19 protein-coding genes are annotated in these 16,679 nt (G+C 66.5%); 8 read left to right on the forward strand and 11 right to left on the reverse strand.

All coding sequences use genetic code 11. The features are described from left to right. A partial coding sequence (locus ACE039_RS01560) for a LysR substrate-binding domain-containing protein (protein WP_485821502.1) occupies nt 1-621 on the forward strand: 621 nt, incomplete at its 5' end. 38 nt (nt 622-659) lie between these two features. Here the strand turns inward: ACE039_RS01560 and ACE039_RS01565 are convergent. The 8 genes from ACE039_RS01565 to ACE039_RS01600 form a co-directional block, all read right to left on the reverse strand. Beyond that, the gene (locus tag ACE039_RS01565; protein ID WP_485821503.1) at nt 660-2,246 is read right to left on the reverse strand and encodes an ArnT family glycosyltransferase; all 1,587 of its coding nucleotides are present in this window, start codon (nt 2,244-2,246) and stop codon (nt 660-662) included. A gap of 209 nt (nt 2,247-2,455) precedes the next feature. After that, a complete protein-coding gene (locus ACE039_RS01570) occupies nt 2,456-3,256 on the reverse strand; it encodes an ABC transporter permease (protein WP_485821504.1) in 801 nt (266 codons plus the stop codon). Then, on the reverse strand, nt 3,247-3,861 hold the full coding sequence (locus tag ACE039_RS01575) for an ABC transporter ATP-binding protein (protein WP_485821505.1): 615 nt from the start codon (nt 3,859-3,861) through the stop codon (nt 3,247-3,249). Before ACE039_RS01575 ends, ACE039_RS01570 begins: the two co-directional genes overlap by 10 nt. After that, nucleotides 3,854-4,807 (reverse strand): transcriptional regulator GcvA, encoded by a 954-nt coding sequence (gcvA, locus tag ACE039_RS01580; RefSeq protein WP_485821506.1) that lies wholly within the window; start codon nt 4,805-4,807, stop codon nt 3,854-3,856. Before gcvA ends, ACE039_RS01575 begins: the two co-directional genes overlap by 8 nt. A 185-nt stretch (nt 4,808-4,992) precedes the next feature. Beyond that, nucleotides 4,993-5,745, reverse strand: a complete 753-nt coding sequence (locus tag ACE039_RS01585; RefSeq protein ID WP_313464928.1) for an amino acid ABC transporter ATP-binding protein — start codon at nt 5,743-5,745, stop codon at nt 4,993-4,995. Between the two features lie 37 nt (nt 5,746-5,782). Then, nucleotides 5,783-6,436 carry an amino acid ABC transporter permease gene (locus ACE039_RS01590; protein WP_006223039.1) on the reverse strand — a complete coding sequence of 218 codons (654 nt, stop codon included), beginning with the start codon at nt 6,434-6,436 and terminating at the stop codon, nt 5,783-5,785. A gap of 24 nt (nt 6,437-6,460) precedes the next feature. After that, a complete protein-coding gene (locus tag ACE039_RS01595) occupies nt 6,461-7,252 on the reverse strand; it encodes an amino acid ABC transporter substrate-binding protein (RefSeq protein ID WP_105557298.1) in 792 nt (263 codons plus the stop codon). Nucleotides 7,253-7,401: 149 nt separating this feature from the next. Further along, complete coding sequence (locus ACE039_RS01600) at nt 7,402-8,313, reverse strand: LysR family transcriptional regulator (RefSeq protein ID WP_105557297.1); 912 nt, start codon at nt 8,311-8,313, stop codon at nt 7,402-7,404. Between the two features lie 148 nt (nt 8,314-8,461). Between ACE039_RS01600 and ACE039_RS01605 the strand changes: the two genes are divergently transcribed. The 7 genes from ACE039_RS01605 (at nt 8,462) to ACE039_RS01635 (ending at nt 13,839) form a co-directional block, all read left to right on the forward strand. After that, nucleotides 8,462-9,313, forward strand: coding sequence for a transporter substrate-binding domain-containing protein (locus ACE039_RS01605; RefSeq protein ID WP_105557296.1), 852 nt, complete (start codon nt 8,462-8,464; stop codon nt 9,311-9,313). A gap of 10 nt (nt 9,314-9,323) precedes the next feature. Beyond that, complete coding sequence (locus ACE039_RS01610) at nt 9,324-10,004, forward strand: amino acid ABC transporter permease (protein WP_448712862.1); 681 nt, start codon at nt 9,324-9,326, stop codon at nt 10,002-10,004. Then, nucleotides 9,994-10,665, forward strand: coding sequence for an amino acid ABC transporter permease (locus ACE039_RS01615; RefSeq protein WP_448712860.1), 672 nt, complete (start codon nt 9,994-9,996; stop codon nt 10,663-10,665). The genes ACE039_RS01610 and ACE039_RS01615 overlap by 11 nt, the downstream gene beginning before the upstream one ends. 50 nt (nt 10,666-10,715) lie before the next feature. Then, the gene (locus ACE039_RS01620) at nt 10,716-11,675 is read left to right on the forward strand and encodes an agmatinase (RefSeq protein ID WP_105557293.1); all 960 of its coding nucleotides are present in this window, start codon (nt 10,716-10,718) and stop codon (nt 11,673-11,675) included. A 14-nt stretch (nt 11,676-11,689) separates the two neighbouring features. After that, complete coding sequence (locus ACE039_RS01625; RefSeq protein ID WP_485821643.1) at nt 11,690-12,415, forward strand: amino acid ABC transporter ATP-binding protein; 726 nt, start codon at nt 11,690-11,692, stop codon at nt 12,413-12,415. A 46-nt stretch (nt 12,416-12,461) separates the two neighbouring features. Next, complete coding sequence (locus tag ACE039_RS01630) at nt 12,462-12,872, forward strand: RidA family protein (protein ID WP_448712774.1); 411 nt, start codon at nt 12,462-12,464, stop codon at nt 12,870-12,872. A 139-nt stretch (nt 12,873-13,011) separates the two neighbouring features. Then, nucleotides 13,012-13,839, forward strand: coding sequence for a TlpA family protein disulfide reductase (locus ACE039_RS01635; protein ID WP_485821507.1), 828 nt, complete (start codon nt 13,012-13,014; stop codon nt 13,837-13,839). A 7-nt stretch (nt 13,840-13,846) separates the two neighbouring features. Here the strand turns inward: ACE039_RS01635 and ACE039_RS01640 are convergent, their stop codons facing one another. From ACE039_RS01640 to ACE039_RS01650, 3 genes are read right to left on the reverse strand one after another with little or no spacing between them, the layout of a single operon-like run. Further along, a complete protein-coding gene (locus ACE039_RS01640; RefSeq protein WP_485821508.1) occupies nt 13,847-14,170 on the reverse strand; it encodes a zinc ribbon domain-containing protein in 324 nt (107 codons plus the stop codon). Next, nucleotides 14,167-15,324 (reverse strand): thiolase family protein, encoded by a 1,158-nt coding sequence (locus ACE039_RS01645; protein ID WP_485821509.1) that lies wholly within the window; start codon nt 15,322-15,324, stop codon nt 14,167-14,169. Before ACE039_RS01645 ends, ACE039_RS01640 begins: the two co-directional genes overlap by 4 nt. Next, nucleotides 15,321-16,634: an MFS transporter gene (locus ACE039_RS01650; RefSeq protein WP_448712782.1), complete on the reverse strand. Its 1,314-nt coding sequence runs from the start codon at nt 16,632-16,634 to the stop codon at nt 15,321-15,323. The genes ACE039_RS01645 and ACE039_RS01650 overlap by 4 nt, the downstream gene beginning before the upstream one ends. Between the last annotated feature and the right edge of the window lie 45 nt (nt 16,635-16,679).

Genomic DNA, 16,679 nt, shown 5'->3' on the forward strand with positions numbered 1-16,679 from the left:
GGCGCCGACGCCCGCGTGGCGGGCGAGGTACGCGTGACCACCACCGACGCATTGGCGGTGGACTTCGTGGTTCCTGCCATTGAACGCCTGCGCACCGCTCATCCCGAGGTGCGGGTGATCCTGAGCACCACGACGCGGCTGCTTGACCTGGCGCGACGAGAGGCCGACGTTGCGGTACGTACCCTGCGGCCAGAGCAACCGGACCTGATCGTTCGCCAACTCGGCTGCTGGGAGGTGGGCCTGTACGCAACCCGAAGCTATCTGGACAAACATGGTGAACCGCAGCCCGGAACCGGCTTTGCCGGCCATGACATCGCGCTCTACCAAGAGGGCGTGACCGGCCGGCAGGACGACACGCTGGCGGGCGAATCCAGGGCACAGGGCCGCGTGGTTGCCGAACTGGATTCGAGCCTGATGCTCGCGACCTTTGTGCGCGCCGGCTTGGCGATCGGCGAGCTACCCGAGTACCTTGCCCGACGCGATCCCACGCTGGTGCGGCTATGGCCCGGGCGCCATCGGACCAGACCCTACGAGGCATGGTTGGTGTTGCACCAGGACCTGGCGCGCACGGCCCGGGTACGTGTCGTCGTGGAAGCCATCACCTCGGCTTTCGCCGATTGAACATCAGGCTTTGCAAGCGGCGTCGTGGCGTTGCGTGACTAGCGCGACAGAGGCGTGCCCGTGCACATCCGCCGGCGGAATGCCGCATCGACATCAAGGCGCCACACCGCTCTTGTTTCGCCGGCGATGCGCGCAGGCACGCCGTTGATGGCGGGATAGCGCGAGGCATCGTCGTCCCGGCCCCAGATCCAGAAGCGCGCGCCGTCGGCAGCCGCGCACAGGCGTGCGGTCAAATCGGCGTTGTCGATCAGCACCCGCTTGCCCGCGACGGGGTCGAACCGCGCCGCGTCGTACAACTCTTTGCGCCAGTTGTCCCGGGTGGGGATCTCGGGGTCTTGCCAGTTGTCGACGATCCAGGCGGGCGCCGAGGCCTGGGTGTAGAAACCCAGGTCGAACGGCAGCGCATGCAAGGCCACCTGCCCGTCTTGCGGCCGCATTTCGCTGCGCAATGCCTGCATGGCCGGACCGGCGCTGCCGCGCGGATTGTTCGATGCCGCAATGACTGCCCCCACGCAGATGACCGCCGCGACGGCCACCGCGATGACGGCGCCCCGACGTCGGCCAGCCGCCCAGGCGGGCGCGATACGCTCGCTGATCAGTAACGCCAGCGGCGGAAATACCGGCAGCACGTAGCCGATCAGCTTGGACTGCGGGATGGAGAAGAACACGACCACCACGGCGATCCACATCGCCATCAGCCGCCGCACGCCGTGCGGATCGGCTTCGCGCCAGAATGCCGGCGTAAGGAGCGGCACGCCCCAAAGCGACCACGGCAACGCCAGCCCGACCACGATGGGGAGATAGAACCAGAAAGGCTGCGCATTGTTGAAGCCGCTTTGCGCGAACCGCTCAAAGTGCTGGTAGACAAAGAAATAATGGAAGAAGCCCGGAAACTTCACCTGCATCATCCAGAACCACGGCACCGCCACGGCCGCGAACGCCAGCAAGGCCGGTACCCAAAGCAAGGCGCGCATGCCGCGCCAATCCCGCCGCAGCAGCAGCCAGGCCAGCACGATGGCGCCGGGCAACGCCAGGCCGATCAAGCCCTTGGCCAGCACGGCCAGCGCCGCCAGGACGCCGGTGGCGACCGACATGGCGCGAAACGGCCGCCCCTGCCCTCGCCGCAACGCCGTGTCGGCGGCGGCCAGCACGCATAGCGTGATCATGCTGGCGACCAGCATGTCCATATTGGCGAATTGCGCCGCGCCGAAAAACAACGGCGTCAGCCCCAGGATGGCGACGGCCCAACGCGCCTGCGCCACATTCCTGTAGCGCGACACAAAGGCATAGAGCCCCGCCCCGGCGCTCCAGGCGCCGATCAGCGACGGGATGCGCGCGCTGAACTCGTTCACGCCGAATAGCGAAAAGCTGATCTGTGCCAGCCAGTAGTAAAGCGGCGGCTTATGGAAATACGGCATCCCATCCAGCAGCGGCACCATGGGAGAACGGCTGCGCAACATCTCCCAGGCCACGCCGGCATAGCGCCCTTCGTCGGGCAGCGTCAGCCAGCGCGCCCACGCCAGGGCGGCCAGCCACAGGGCCAGGCACAACAGGACTTGCCAGGCGGGCACGGCGTGTTGCCGGCTGGCAGGGCGAACGGCGGCGGACGTCATGACGGCGCTCATGCGCGGCGCACCAGATTGCCGGGCGTGGCGATAAAGCCGGCCAGAGGGGACGCAAGGGTCAGGCAAGACTCGAAAGGCATCGGATGGGGCAAGAAAGACATTCAAAAGAATGGAAAGTTGGGGCCATTATGGAAAGCCCCGCGTCGATTTCTCATGAAATTTCGTGCCCAAACCCACCTATTTCAGCCCTGGAGGGGCTACCGGGGCCTTTATTTGGACGCCGCCAGACGATCCAGACGCAAACGCCCGCGCTCGTCCGTCAGCCGGCGCATGGCGCCATAGGCCGCGACCATCGCCGCCATGCCGCTGGCGCCACACAGCAGGAACATCAGCAAAATTTGGTACTTCGCGGCCTCGATCGGGTCCATGCCGGCGATGATCTGGCCGGTCATGATGCCCGGCAGCGTGATGATGCCGGCCGCCGACATCTGGTTGACGCTGGGCAAGATGCCGCGCCGCACCGATTCCCGCAACAGCGAAGCAAACGCTTGATGCGGGGTGGCTCCCAGCGCCAGCCGCGCCTCGATCGCCAATTTCTCACGGCGCACGCCAGACAGAACGCCGTCCAAGGCCAGGCTGGCGGCATTGAGCACGCTGCCCAGCACGATGCCGACCAGGGCAATGACGTAGCGCGGGTCATACCAGGGGTCGGGGCGCAGTGCGGTATTCAGGATGAACATCGACGTGATCAGGGTGGTAGCCGCCACCGCCAACGTGCCGACCCAGCCGTTGCCGTGGCCGGTCAGCCGCGCCTTGGGCCGCGCCGCCACCTCGCGGGCGGCCAGGGCCATCATCGCCGCCACGAACAGCGCGGTCAGCCACGGCGCGGCGTGCGCGAACACCACGCGCAGGATGTGGCCCACCAGCAGCAACTGCACCACGGTGCGGACCGCGGCCCACAAGACCTGCCGCTGCAGGTTCAGGCGCAGCGCCAAAGAGATCGCGGCGCACAGCAGCACCAGGCACGACGCGATCACCAGATCCAGCAGCTGCAACGTGATCACGTCCATAACGGCTCCAGTCTGCCCTGATCCATCCGCCAACGGCGGCGCGCCAGGCGCTCGGCCTGTTGCGCGCTGTGCGTCACCAACAGAATCGCCGCGCCGCTGTCCAGATAGCGCCGCATCGCTTGTTCGACGAGCTCGGCCGCCGCCTGATCCAGCGCGGCGGTGGGCTCATCCAGCAACAGCACGCGGGGCGCTTGCGCCAGCGCGCGCGCCAGACCCAGCCGCTGGCGTTCGCCCGTGGAAAGTTCGTGCACCAGACAGTCGAGCTTTTCAATGGATAGGCCCAGCTCTCCCATCAACGCGTGGGCCGTGGCCGGGTCCGTGAAGTGCGGCGCGACGTGATCATCCCACCAGCCCGCCTCGGCCTGGCAGTAGACGACCTTGCGCCGCCATTCGAAGCCGCGCATGCCGGAACGGCGCGCGCCATCCAGTTCGACTTCGCCATGACCGGGGTCCAGGTCCGCGACCTGGCGCAGCAGCAGTGACTTGCCCGACCCGGAAGGCCCGGTGATGGCCGCGCATTCACCCGCCGCAAGATCCAGGCTGACCGGGGACAGGCGCTGGCTGTAGACGCCGCGCAAGCGCAGCACCGGAGTGGCCTCAGCCATGCGCGCGCCCCTGGGCCACCGCCAGCATCGAAGGCGCGGACGCGGACGCGGACGGGGACGCTGGTTCCGCCGCTTCGGCCTTTACCCAATCGATGAATGCCTGCACTTCCGGCCGGGCCACGGCATCCGGCCGGCTGACGATGTAGTACGCAAAGCGCGCGGGCCAGGGCCGGTCCAGCGCCAGCGCCAGCCGGCCCGATTCGATGTCTTCGCGGGCATGCGTGTCTTGCACCAGCGCAATGCCCTGCCCGGTGCCGGCGGCACGCAGCAACAGCAGGTCGTCTTCAAAGCTGGGGCCGCGTTGCGCGTCGGCACCCGCCTCTACCCCGTGCGCCTGCAGCCACAGCGCCCAATCGGCGCGGTCGGAATCCTGCAGCAAGGGGTACTTCATGCAGTCTTCGGCCGATCGGATGGCCGGACCTTGCGCCAACAGGGACGGACTGGCCACCGGCAACAACACGGGAGTCATCAGCCTGAACGTCGACAAGCCCGGGTAATGCCCCAGGCCATGGCGTAACGCCACGTCGATGCGGTCGCGTTTGAAGTCCACCAGCTTGGACGACGCCTCGACCCTGACTTCGATATCGGGATGCAACGCCGAGAACCGGCCGATGCGCGGCACCAGCCACGACGACGCGAACGACGGCACCGTGCTGACGGTCAGCGTGCGCTGGGCGCCGTGGGACTCCAGCAGCGACAACGACTTTTCGATCTGGTCGAAGGCACGCAGCAAGCCGGGATAGGCGCTGGCGCCGGCGGGCGTCAGGCGCACGCCGTGGCGCTCGCGCACGAACAAGGCAAGCCCCAGCCGGTCTTCCAGCAAGCGGATCTGCTGGCTGACGGCGCCTGGTGTCACGCCCAGCGCCTCGGCGGCGGCTTTGAGGCTGCCCAGGCGCGCGCTTTCGGTAAAGGCTCGCAGGGCAAGCAACGGCAGCACGGCACCCATGGCACGTTCCTTTAGAAAAACTAATCTCTGACTTGGGCAAGAATATCATGGCTGCCGCCGCGATAAACCCAAGTCCTTACGCCGACTTGATGGATTCAGAATAGTTTTTCTAAAAATAAAACAGCCCGCTCGAAGGCGGGCTGCTTTCAGTGATGCGAGGCCGTGCAACGGCCACGGTCACGGAATCAGAGCATATGCGCCAGGAATTCCCGGCTGCGCGCATGCTGCGGGGCGCGGAAGAAGTCCGCGGAAGGCGCTTCCTCGACGATGCGGCCTTCGTCCATGAAAATGACGCGGTGCGCCACTTCGCGGGCGAAGCCCATTTCGTGCGTGACGACCAGCATGGTCATGCGCTCGTCGGCCAGCTGCTTCATCGTGCGCAGCACCTCGCCCGTCAGTTCGGGGTCCAGCGCCGACGTGGGTTCGTCGAACAGCATGATGTCCGGTTCCATCGCCAGCGCGCGGGCGATCGCCACGCGCTGCTTCTGGCCGCCCGACAGGCGCGTGGGGTAGTTGTCGCGCTTGTTGAGCAGGCCGACCTTGCGCAGCAGCTCTTCCGCTTTCGGGATGATCTGGGCCTTGGACATGCCCTTGACCGTCAACGGCGCTTCGATGATGTTCTGCAGCACCGTCATGTGCGGGAACAGGTTGAACGACTGGAACACCATGCCCATCTTGCGGCAGATGCGGCGCACGTCGGCGTCGCTGGCGTACTGGCTGCGGCCGCCATCGACGGCACGGGCCATGGCCTCGCCTTCGATGTCGATGCTGCCTTCGTCGATGGTCTCCAGATGGTTCAGGCAGCGCAGGAAGGTGCTCTTGCCCGACCCCGACGGACCAATCACCGCCACGACCTCGCCCTGGCCCAGGGTCAGCGACACCTGGTCCAGCACGCGGTTGGTGCCGAATGACTTGGTGATGCCGCGGGCCTGGATCATGACGGGACGCGCGGCCGCGTCGGCGCCGGACGTCGGATCACTGATCATATTTGGCATAGCGCTTTTCCATGTGCTGGAAGAACCACGTCAACACCAGCGTCATGAGGAGATAGAAGGCGGCGGCGACCAGGAATGGCGTGGTCGTGAAGTCGCGCTGCACGATGCCGCGCGCCGTCCGCAGGATGTCGTTCAATGCCAGCACGTAAATCAGCGACGTATCCTTCACCAGCGTGATGGTCTCGTTGCTCATCGGCGGCAGCACGCGCTGCACCATCTGCGGCAGCACGATGCGGCGCAGCGTCTGCAGATAGGTCATGCCCAGCACCTTGCTGCCTTCGTACTGGCCGCGGTCCACCGACTGGATACCGGCGCGGAAGATCTCGGCGAAATACGCCGCGTAGTTCAGCGCGAACGCCACCACGGCCGCCGGGAAATCCGGCAAGCGCACGCCCACCACCGGCACGAACGGCAACGCGAAATAGATGAACAGCATCTGCAGCATCAGCGGCGTGCCGCGCATCAGCCAGATGTAGCCATTGACCAGGCTGCTTAGCAGCGGCCATTTCGAAATACGCGCCAGCGCCAGCACCAGCCCCAGGGGCACTGCCAGGGCCAAGGTGATGAAAAACAGCGTCAAGGTCACTTTCGCGCCTTCCGCCATGGGCCCCAACAGGGAGAGTACGTAGTCCATTCAGTAAGTCGCGCCGCTTGCCGCTTACTTGATGATGTTGGCGCCGAACCACTGGGTCGCGATGCGGCCGGCGGTGCCGTCCTGCTTCATCGAATCCAGCGTCTTGTCCAGCTTGCCCAGCAGTTCGGTGTCGTCCTTGCGCACGCCCACACCGTAGTCTTCGGTGCCGAAGTTTTCTTCCAGCACCCGGTATTCGCCCGCGCGCTTGCTGATCAGGTAGCGGCCCACCACTTCGTCGACGACGATGGCGTCCAGGCGGCCGGCGGCCAGGTCCATCAGCGCCGTGACGTTGTCGCCGAACTTCTTTACTTCCTTGATCTGGGCGGCAACCGGGTCCTTGGCGATGGCGTCGGTGGCGCTGCTGCCGTCCTGCGCGCCCACGGTCTTGCCCGCCAGATCGGCCTTCGCCTTCACGGGCGAGGCGTTGCCGACGATGATGATCTGGTGATTGGCCATGTACGGCGCGGTGAAGCTGATGTTCTTCTTGCGCTCTTCGGTGATGGTCAGGCCGTTCCACAGAACGTCGACCCGCTTGCCGTTGAGTTCGGCTTCCTTGGCGCTCCAGTCGATCGGCTTGAATTCCACTTCCAGCCCCAGGCGCTTGCTGGCTTCCTTGGCCATGTCGATATCGAAACCGACGATCTGGTTGCTCGTGTCACGAAAACCCATGGGCGGGAAATTGTCGTCCAGGCCCACCACGACCTTCTTGACGGCAGCGGGCGCTTGCGCGCCGGCGGTGGGCGCGTTGTCGCTGGGGCCGCAAGCGGTCAGCATCGTGGTTGCGGACACGAGGAAAACAGCAGTCAGTTTTTTCATAGTTATGGGTGCGCCGGGCGCAATAATGAAGAAGCCGGAGGGGCTGGGCATTCAGCCGAGAGCCGACATTTTAGCGTCACTGCGGAACCTGCCCGTGCAAGGCCGCCCTGCCCCCGGCCGCCTGGCCGCCATACGCGGCGAATCGCCCGCTACAGGGCGGGATGGAAGCGTTCGAGCAAGCGCAGGAACAGTTCGACGGCACGCGTGCCCGGCCGCGACACCTCGGTAATGGCGCTGATGGTGTTTTCATAGACGGGGCCGTCCGGCAACGGCGTCAAGGCATGCCGCCTAGACACCGAATCGGCATAGTGCTGGGGCAGCATCCCCAGGTAATGGCCGGACGACACCAGCATGGCGATGGCCTCCAGACCCGTGGCCTCCGGGCCGCGCGCGAACCCGTATTCGCCCAGCGCATCGTGGACGAACGGGTGCGAGCGATACACCAGCGGCAGGTCGCGGGCGCGGTCCAAGCTGCCACGCGCCACGAACAGGCGATGCCGTTCCACGAACAGGCGCTGATAGTGAAAGCCGCTTTCGCGGCGGTACATGCCGCGCACCGCGATCTGCACGCGCCGCTCGCGCAGCGCCTGATCCAGGTCGTTGAAGGTCATCACCGTCATTTCCACTTTCACGTCGGGCGCCGCCTCGCGCATGGCGGCCAGCGCCAGGGGAATCTGGCAGTCGGCGTCGGTGATGACGTGTTCCACCATGCCGATGGACAACGTGCCTGACAGCACGCCCCGCACCGCATCGATCTCGGGGCGGATGCGCGCCAGCGATTTCAACGCGTCGCGGGCCAGTTCCAGCGCCACCTTTCCCGCCTGGGTCAGCTCGAAGCCCGACGGCCCGCGGTCGCACAGGCGCACGCCCAGCGTTTCCTCGACCTCGCGCACATGGCGGCTGATCGAGGCTTTGGACATGTTCAGCTGCTTTTCCGCCGCGGCGAAACCGTTGGCCTGGGCCACGGCGCAGAAGATGCGCAGGGAGCGCAGGTCGCGCTCGGTGAACTCCGGACGGGCCAAGGTCGTTCCGTTTTGAAAGGTATTGAATTTTGAAACCATACCACTAAAAAAATCATTTTTCATGACCGAATCGGGGGAATACAGTTTCCCGAACCGCTGGCGCCAGGGAGCGCAGATTCCCGCGGCGGCCCGATCCGGGTCCGCCAGCCCGGCGGCCGGAACATCACGATATTTCAAGGGAAAAATCATGCAGAACCTGTCCAGAAGGCGCTTTGTCACGACCACCCTCGCCGCCGGTGCCGTATTGGCCCTGCCCGCGCTGTCATTTGCCGAGGGCGGCTCGCTGGCCGATATCAAGAAGCGCGGCCGCCTCACCGTGGGCACCGAGGCGGCGTACGAGCCGTTCGAGTTCGTGGAAAACGGCAAGGTCGTGGGTTACGGCCATGATGTGCTGCAACTGATGGCCGCCAAACTGGGCGTGCAGCTGGAACAGATGAACCTGCCCTTCCAGGGCCTGCTGCCGGGCCTGATGTCGCGCAAGTTCGACCTGGTGGCCACCAGCGTGGGCATCACCCCCGAACGCGCCAAGCGCTTTGCCTTCACCCAGCCGGTGGGCGTGGTGCGGTCGGTGCTGATGGTGCGGGCGGATGACGCGTCGATCAAGCAGGACAAGGACATCGCGGGCAAGATCATCGGCACGCAGATGGGATCGTCGTCGCAGCCGGTCGCCGAGGAATTCGAAAAGCGCCTGAAGGAGTCCGGCGCCAAGGGCTATGCCGACACCAAACTGTTCCAGGCCTACCCGGACGTCTCCAACGCGCTGGCCAACAAGACGGTGGACGTGGCGCTGATGCCTTCGAACATCGCCGCCGTGCAGATGCGCAAACAGCCCGGCGCCTTCCGCATTGCCGGTGAGATCGGGCAAGCCAAGCTGCTGGCGTGGGTCGCCAATCCGCAAGACCTTGAGATCCGCCAGTTCGTCAACGACACGTTCGATGAGCTGCGCGCATCCAGCCAGCTGCTGGAACTACAGAAGAAGTGGTTCGGCGCGCCCATGGACATCCCGCGCGCCAACTACCTGCCCGCCGGCGCGATCTGAGCCCGCCGCCATGCTGGACTGGTTGAATCAAAACGGCGCGCTGGCACCGTTCCTGCACGGCGTTGTCTCGGGCACGGCCATCACGCTTGCCGCCTCGGCGGCGGCCTTTGCCATCGGTATCGTGCTGGGCGTGGCGCTGCTGCTGGCACGGATGTCGCCGTATGCCCCCTTGCGCGGCGTCGTCATGCTGTGGGTCAGCGCCATCCGCGGCACGCCCGCGCTGATCCACATGCTGATCGCCTACTACGTGGTGCCGCCGCTGCTGGGCATTTCCGTATCGCCCATCGCCGCGGGCATCGGCGCGTTGGCGTGCAACACCAGCGCCTACATCGTCGAGATCCTGCGCGGCGCGCTGGGCACGCTGTCGGGCGGGCAGGTGGCCGCCGCCCGTGCCCTGGGGCTGCGGCTCCGGCAGATATGGCGCCATGTGCTGCTGCCCCAGGTGTTCTACCGGGCGATCCCGCCGCTGACCAGCGAGCTGACCATCCTGCTGAAAGCGTCGTCGCTGATGTCCATCATCGCCGTGCCCGAATTGGCCACGGTCGCGCGCAACGCCACGCTGCAAAGCGATCTGCCGCTGCAGGTGTTCACGGTGACGGCGGTGGTCTATTTCATCATTCTGTTCTGCCTGTCGGCCGTTTCCAGGCTGTGCGAACGCCGCGTGTCAAGGATGCTGCCCCATGCCCATTGATCTTTCCATCGTCGGGGAATCCATCCCCGTGTTGCTCAAGGGCCTGCGGATCACGGCGTTGGTCAGCGTGATCGGTATCCCGCTGGGCATGCTGATCGGCACGCTTGCCGCCTACGCGGCGCAGTCGCGCACGCCCTTGCGCCCGCTGGCGCTGGGTTACGTGGAGCTGGTGCGCAACATTCCGTACCTGATCCTCGTCTACCTGTCGTTCTTCGGCTTGCCCAAGCTGGGCGTGCCGGCCTCTGCGATGACGGTGGCCATCGGTTGCACGGCGTTCTACACCGGCGGCTATTTCTGCGAAATCCTGCGCGCCGCCCTGCAGAGCGTGCCGCGCGGGCAGACCAGCGCGTCGCTATCGCTGGGCATGACGTACTGGCAGACGCAGCGCCACATCGTCGTGCCTCAGTTGTTCGGCTACCTGATCCCGCCCGCCACCAGCCTGGTCATCATGATGTTCAAGGACTCGGCGATTTTCTCGGTGATGAGCCTGCCCGAAATGACCTACCAGAGCAATCTGCTGACGGCCAACACCTTCGCGTATCTGGAGGTGCTGGGCGCCACCGCGCTGATCTATTGGCTGTGCAGCGTGCTGATGGCCGGCATCGGCCGCCGGCTGGAAGCCGCGGCGCGTCGCGCAGCCGCGCCAAAGGCCCAGGCCTGATCCCCCCCAGGCCTGACCCCCCTTAACCGTCCTTTGAAGGAACCCCCGACATGACTCCCTACACCGTCCCTCCCCGCACCGGCCACCCGACCCTGCTGTATTCCACGCTGGCGCTGGACCTGGACCACCTGCAGGCGGATATCGCGGTGCTGGGCATGCCCTACGGCTCGCCCTATTCCGCCGCCGATTTCAGCAATGACCAGACGAACGCGCCCACGGCCATCCGCCAGGCGACCGACCGCGTCGTGCGCCGGCCCGGACACTATGACTTCGACATCGACGGCCCGCTGCTGCAAGGCCGCGACGACATCCGTTTCGTCGACTGCGGCGACATCATCCCCGACCTGTCCAAGCCGCGCGGCGAACATTACGAGCGCGCCGAAGCCGCCGTGCGCCGCATCGCCGCCGCCGGCGCCGTGCCCATCGTGCTGGGCGGCGACCACGGCATAACCACCCCCATCCTGCGCGGCCTGGACCAGAAAGGCCCCATCACGCTGGTGCACATCGACGCCCACCTGGACTGGCGCGATGACGTCAACGGCGTGCGCGACGGCTTGTCCAGCCCCATCCGCCGTGCATCCGAAATGGCCCACGTGGACCGCATCATCCAGATCGGCCTGCGCGCCCAGGGCAGCGGCCGGCCGGAAGAACTGGTGGCCGCCCGCGCCTATGGCGCCGAACTCGTCACGGCCTACGAGCTGCACGACGTGGGCATGGACGCCGTGCTGGACCGCATTCCCGACGGCGGCAATTACTACCTGACCATCGATGCCGACGGCATGGACCCCGCCACCATGCCCGCCGTGGCCGGCCCGGCGCCCGGCGGCGTCACCTTCGTCCAGGCCCGCAAACTGATCCATGGCCTGGTGCGCAAGGGCCGCGTGGTGGGCATGGACATCGTCGAGATCCAACCAGAGAAAGACCTGAACCAGATCTCCTGCATCACCGCGGGCCGCCTGATCCTGAACCTGATCGGCGCCTCGATCCGCGCGGGGCATTACGACAAATGAACACGTCCGCACCCATCATCGACATCCGCGGGGTGGACAAATACTACGGCAGCCACCACGTGCTCAAGCAGTGCACCACCCGCGTTTCCAAGGGCGAGATCGTGGTGGTGTGCGGCCCGTCCGGTTCCGGCAAGTCCACCCTGATCAAGACCGTCAACGCGCTGGAACCCATTCAGAACGGCGACATCCTGATCGACGGCGATTCCGTCACCGCGTCCCGCGACCTGCCCACGCTGCGGACCAAGGTCGGCATGGTGTTCCAGCACTTCGAGCTGTTCCCGCACCTGGACATCACCCGCAACCTGACGCTGGCCCAGCAGATCGTGCTGGGGCGCGACATCGACACCGCCCGCGCCAAGGCCGCCGCGTTGCTGGCGCGCGTGGGCCTGTCGGCCCATGCCCACAAGCATCCCGGCCAGTTGTCCGGCGGGCAGCAGCAGCGCGTGGCCATCGCCCGCGCGCTATCCATGGACCCGATGGCCATGCTGTTCGACGAGCCCACGTCGGCGTTGGACCCCGAGATGGTGAACGAAGTGCTGGACGTGATGGTGGAACTGGCCGAAGAAGGCATGACGATGATGGTGGTGACGCACGAGATGGGCTTTGCCCGGCGCGTGGCCAACCGCGTGGTCTTCATGGAAGACGGCGCCATCATCGAGGACAGCCCCACCGATCGTTTCTTCCGCGACGCCGCCAGTCCGCAGGCGCAGCGGTTCCTTTCCAAGATTCTTCCCCACTGACCCGGCGCGGCGCCCCGCGCGCCCGCCTTACGACAAGACACCCATCATGGCGCACACCCGCATCCGCAAATTCAATACCCGCGACACTTACCCCGAACAACAACTGGACAACGACCTATGCCAAGCCGTGGTGGCCGGCAACCTCGTGTTCCTGCGAGGACAGATCGGCCAGGACCTGGATTCCCGCGAATCGGTCGGCGTGGGCGACGTGGCCGCGCAAGCCGAGAAGGCCATGGCCAACGTCGCCATGCTGCTGGCGGAATGCGGCAGCGAGCTCTCGCACATCTGCAAGCTCACCGTCTATCTTGTTGACGTGCGCTACCGCGAAACCGTCTACCGCGTCATGGGACACTGGCTCAAGGGCGTGTTTCCGGTGTCCACCGGCATCGTCGTGTCGGCGCTGGCCCGGCCGGAATGGCTGGTCGAGATCGACGTCACCGCAGTCATCCCCGGCTGAAAGTACGGCCGGACGCCGGGGGCTGAATCCAGCCTTGCGACGCGGCATGATAGGCTTTCCCGTTAACTCGGGAAGGCAGCATGCAACTGAAGATCAATGACGGCGACGCACCCTCCATCCATCTGGCCGGAGCGGGCGCATGATGCCCGCCCTGCGCCTGGGCCCGCTCGTCATCCCCGCTGACTTCGCCCTGCTGATCGCGGCCGCCGCCGCGGGCCTGCTTGCGGCGCGCCTCTTGAACCGCCAGCGCGATCTGGCCGCCGAACTGGGCACCGCCTTGTGGCGGGCGCTGTTGATCGGCTTGCTGGTGGCCCGGCTGAGTTTCGTCTGGCAGTACCGCGAGCACTACCTGCCCGACCCGATCAGGGTGCTGGACCTGCGCGATGGCGGCTGGCATGGATGGGCGGGCCTGGCCGCCGCCTGGGCCTACACCCTGTTCGCCGCGCTGCGGCGGCATGCCCCGCGTGCCGCGCTGGTAGGCGCGCTGGCGCTGGCAAGCGTCGTCTGGGTGGGCGGCGGGCGCTGGCTGGCGCCCACGCCGCAAGCGCAACCCGCCCTGGTCGCCTTGGCCGTGCAGCGCATCGACGGCGCGCCCGCCGCGCTGTCCGCCTTCCATGGCAAACCCACTGTCATCAATCTATGGGCCAGTTGGTGCCCGCCATGCCGGCGCGAAATGCCGGCTTTCGCGAAAGCGCAGGCGGCCAATCCCGACGTCAATTTCGTGTTCCTGAATCAGGGCGAGGCGCCGCCCGACGTGGCGAAGTTCCTGGAGCAACATGCGCCCTCCCTGCGTAACGTGCTGCTGGATCCGGCAGGCGATGCCTCGCGCAATTTCAGCAACCGCGGCTTGCCCGCCACGCTGTTCCTGGACGCGCAGGGTCGTCTGGTCGACTTGCGCGTGGGCGAGCTGTCCACGGCGTCGCTCGCGCAGCGCCTGGAAGCCATTCAGAAGGCGGACGGCGGCTGACGCCGCCTCAGCGCGGCGTTGCGCTTGCCCAGGGCAACGCCCGCCCGTGCATCGTCCGCGTAAAGAGATGCAGGCGCTGGCCGGCATGGGTGGGCGGCGCGTCCAGCCGCACCACCATCTGGGGGCCGTCGGGCAAGGCGCGCACGGTGGCGATAACGGCGGACGCCGCGTCGCCCGGCCTGGCGGGCATCTCGGTCCACGCCAGCAGCTCGGCAGCTTGCACGGCGATTTCTCGCGCCTGGTTCTGATCCTGTCCGCAGGCCGGGCACCACAAGCGCGCGGGATACACGCGATGACCGCATGCCTGGCATTCAAAGACGTTCACGCTCATGCTTCCTCCAATGCAAGCACCGCGGCATTGGCACACATGCCGTAGCGCAGCTGCACCATGCCGTAGCCGGTGACGACGCCATGCCGCAAGCTGCGCGGCCCGCGCAATTGGCGCCCGCCAGCCTGACCCAGCAACTGCCGCGATACCTCGACCAGGCCGTGCATGCCGCCCGCCGTGCCCGCCTGCCCCGCAGACAGCTGGCCCCCCGCCGTATTGACGGGCAAGGAACGCGTGGCAATGCGCCGGGCGACAAATCCCGGCAGGTCATCCGCGTCGGCAAACCCGAGATCGCACAATTGCGCCAGCGCCATGGCGGGATAGTCGTCGTATACGCTGACGACGTCCATGTCTTCCGGCCCCACGCTCGCGCGGCGCCACAGCGCCGGCGCGAACTCGGCGATGCCGGTTTGCAGACCATCCCCTTCCTGCTGATCGGCGTTATAGCGCCCGTCGCTGGCGATCAACCGCACGCTGATGCCTTGCGGCCGCGCGCGCAGCACCAGCGCGCTGGCCCCGCTGACGACGGGCACGCAGTCCAGCCGGCCCAGCGGCGGCGCCACGAGCGGCGCATCCAGGTATTGCGCCAGCGTCAGCGGCTGGCGGTATGCGGCGTTCGGGTTGTGGGCCGCCCACTGCCGTTGCGCCACGCACAGGGCGCCATAGTCTTCGCGGCGCAAACCCGTGCGCGCCATTTGCCGCTGCGTCAGCATGGCGAAAAGCGGGTTCGGCCCTTCGCAGCCCAGCGGGCTCAGATAATCTTGCGCGCTGCGGTTGTAGCCGCGCACCAGCCCCGCGAAATCCGCGCCGGTGAAGTGGTCGCCCGACACCAGCACGATGGTGTCGGCCTGCCCGGCTTCCAACGCCAGCCACGCCTGGCGCAGCAGATTGATGGCACTGGCGCCGCCCATTTCGTCCTGCATGCACCAGTTCAGGCGCAACCCCAGCCGCCAGGCCAGGTCAATGGCCCGGTCGGGGCGCAGCGTGAACGACGCCACGCCCAATCCGTCCACCTCCGCCGGGGCCAGACCCGCGCTACGCAAGGCGCAGCCGATGGCCTCGGCCATCAGGCCGGCGGTGCTGCACGCGGCATCGGGATGGCGCAGCGACGGCGTTTCGCCCACGCTGACGATGCCGGGACCACGGGCCATGCTCATTCCGCGTCCTCGCGGGGCGGCTCGCGCGTCAGCAGCAAGGTAATCACCGTGATGGCGGCCATGCCCACCAGGAACCACGCAACGGGCGTGGCGGATTCATACTTGCGCAACAGCGCCATCGCGATCAACGGCGACAAGCCGCCCGCGAACACCGAGGCCAGTTCATGCCCCAGCGCCAGGCCGGTGTAGCGGACCTCGGCCGGGAACAGTTCCGCGAAGTACGCGGGCTGCGTGCCGATCATGGCGGCGTGGCAGACCGTATTGCCCAGGAAGAAGGCCAGGAATATCCAGATCGGTTCCTTCGTCTGCACCAGCCAGAAGAAGGGAAACGCCACCAGCACCAGACCGGCCGAACCGATCAGGTACACCGCGCGGCGCCCGATGCGGTCGGATAAGTGCCCGAACCACACCAACGTGCCCAACTCGATGAACATGGACGCCAGCACGCCGCCCAGCATGACGTCATTGGGGATGCCCAGGAATTTGCCATAGGCCAGCGCAAACGCCAGGAAGATGTATGAACCGCCGTTCTCGGCCACGCGCAACCCCATCGCGGTCAGCACCTGGCGCGGATAGCGGCGGAAGACTTCCACGGCGGGCATGCCGCGCTTGGCCGTTTTCTTGGCCTGCACGAATTCTTCGCTTTCGGGAATGTGCTTGCGGATGTACAGGCCCACGCCGAAGATCAGCACGCTAAGCAGGAACGGCAAGCGCCATCCCCAGCTCATGAACGACTCTTGCGGCAATTGCTGGGCCAGCATGAAGACGGCCGACGACAGCACGAAGCCGCCCGCCACACCCAGCTGGCTGAACGACGAGAAGTACCCGCGCCGCTTGCCGCCCACCGCCTCGCTGATCAGCAACACGCCGCCGCCCCATTCCCCGCCCGCGGCCGCGCCCTGCAGGATGCGCAGGACCACCATCGCCACCGGCGCCCAGAACCCGACCTGGTCGTATGTTGGCAGCAGGCCGATCAGGAACGTCGCCGCGCCCATCAGCCCCAGCGTCCATTCCAGCGCCAGCTTGCGACCATAGCGGTCGCCGATGTGGCCGAACACCACGCCGCCCAGGGGCCGCGCCAAAAAGCCCACCGCGAACCCCGCGAACGCGCCCATCGTGCCAAGCAACGGGTCGGTGCCCTTGGGAAAGAAGAGTTCTCCGAACACCAGCGCCGCCGCCGTGCCATAGATGAAAAAGTCGTACCACTCCATCGCGTTGCCCGCGACGGAGGCCATCACCACGCGCCGGGTTCGCTTTCTTTTCGCCTCGTCGCCAGCGGACAACGCCGCCCCTTTGTATGCCATCGTCATTGCCGCCCCTTGGATTTTTGAATGGATCAATGGCGCGAGAAGCGC

The sequence above is a fragment of the Achromobacter maghribensis genome, from assembly GCF_057334215.1.

Coding starts and splice junctions, on each gene's coding strand:
- ACE039_RS01650 (WP_448712782.1), bottom strand. CDS start 16,634: ATGACGATGGCATACAAAGGGGCGGCGTTGTCCGCTGGCGACGAGGCG.
- ACE039_RS01600 (WP_105557297.1), bottom strand. CDS start 8,313: ATGGTTTCAAAATTCAATACCTTTCAAAACGGAACGACCTTGGCCCGT.
- ACE039_RS01620 (WP_105557293.1), top strand. CDS start 10,716: ATGACTCCCTACACCGTCCCTCCCCGCACCGGCCACCCGACCCTGCTG.
- ACE039_RS01590 (WP_006223039.1), bottom strand. CDS start 6,436: ATGGACTACGTACTCTCCCTGTTGGGGCCCATGGCGGAAGGCGCGAAA.
- ACE039_RS01565 (WP_485821503.1), bottom strand. CDS start 2,246: ATGAGCGCCGTCATGACGTCCGCCGCCGTTCGCCCTGCCAGCCGGCAA.
- gcvA (WP_485821506.1), bottom strand. CDS start 4,807: ATGGGTGCCGTGCTGCCGTTGCTTGCCCTGCGAGCCTTTACCGAAAGC.
- ACE039_RS01585 (WP_313464928.1), bottom strand. CDS start 5,745: ATGATCCAGGCCCGCGGCATCACCAAGTCATTCGGCACCAACCGCGTG.
- ACE039_RS01610 (WP_448712862.1), top strand. CDS start 9,324: ATGCTGGACTGGTTGAATCAAAACGGCGCGCTGGCACCGTTCCTGCAC.
- ACE039_RS01575 (WP_485821505.1), bottom strand. CDS start 3,861: ATGGCTGAGGCCACTCCGGTGCTGCGCTTGCGCGGCGTCTACAGCCAG.
- ACE039_RS01605 (WP_105557296.1), top strand. CDS start 8,462: ATGCAGAACCTGTCCAGAAGGCGCTTTGTCACGACCACCCTCGCCGCC.
- ACE039_RS01595 (WP_105557298.1), bottom strand. CDS start 7,252: ATGAAAAAACTGACTGCTGTTTTCCTCGTGTCCGCAACCACGATGCTG.
- ACE039_RS01640 (WP_485821508.1), bottom strand. CDS start 14,170: ATGAGCGTGAACGTCTTTGAATGCCAGGCATGCGGTCATCGCGTGTAT.
- ACE039_RS01645 (WP_485821509.1), bottom strand. CDS start 15,324: ATGAGCATGGCCCGTGGTCCCGGCATCGTCAGCGTGGGCGAAACGCCG.
- ACE039_RS01630 (WP_448712774.1), top strand. CDS start 12,462: ATGGCGCACACCCGCATCCGCAAATTCAATACCCGCGACACTTACCCC.
- ACE039_RS01635 (WP_485821507.1), top strand. CDS start 13,012: ATGATGCCCGCCCTGCGCCTGGGCCCGCTCGTCATCCCCGCTGACTTC.
- ACE039_RS01570 (WP_485821504.1), bottom strand. CDS start 3,256: ATGGACGTGATCACGTTGCAGCTGCTGGATCTGGTGATCGCGTCGTGC.
- ACE039_RS01615 (WP_448712860.1), top strand. CDS start 9,994: ATGCCCATTGATCTTTCCATCGTCGGGGAATCCATCCCCGTGTTGCTC.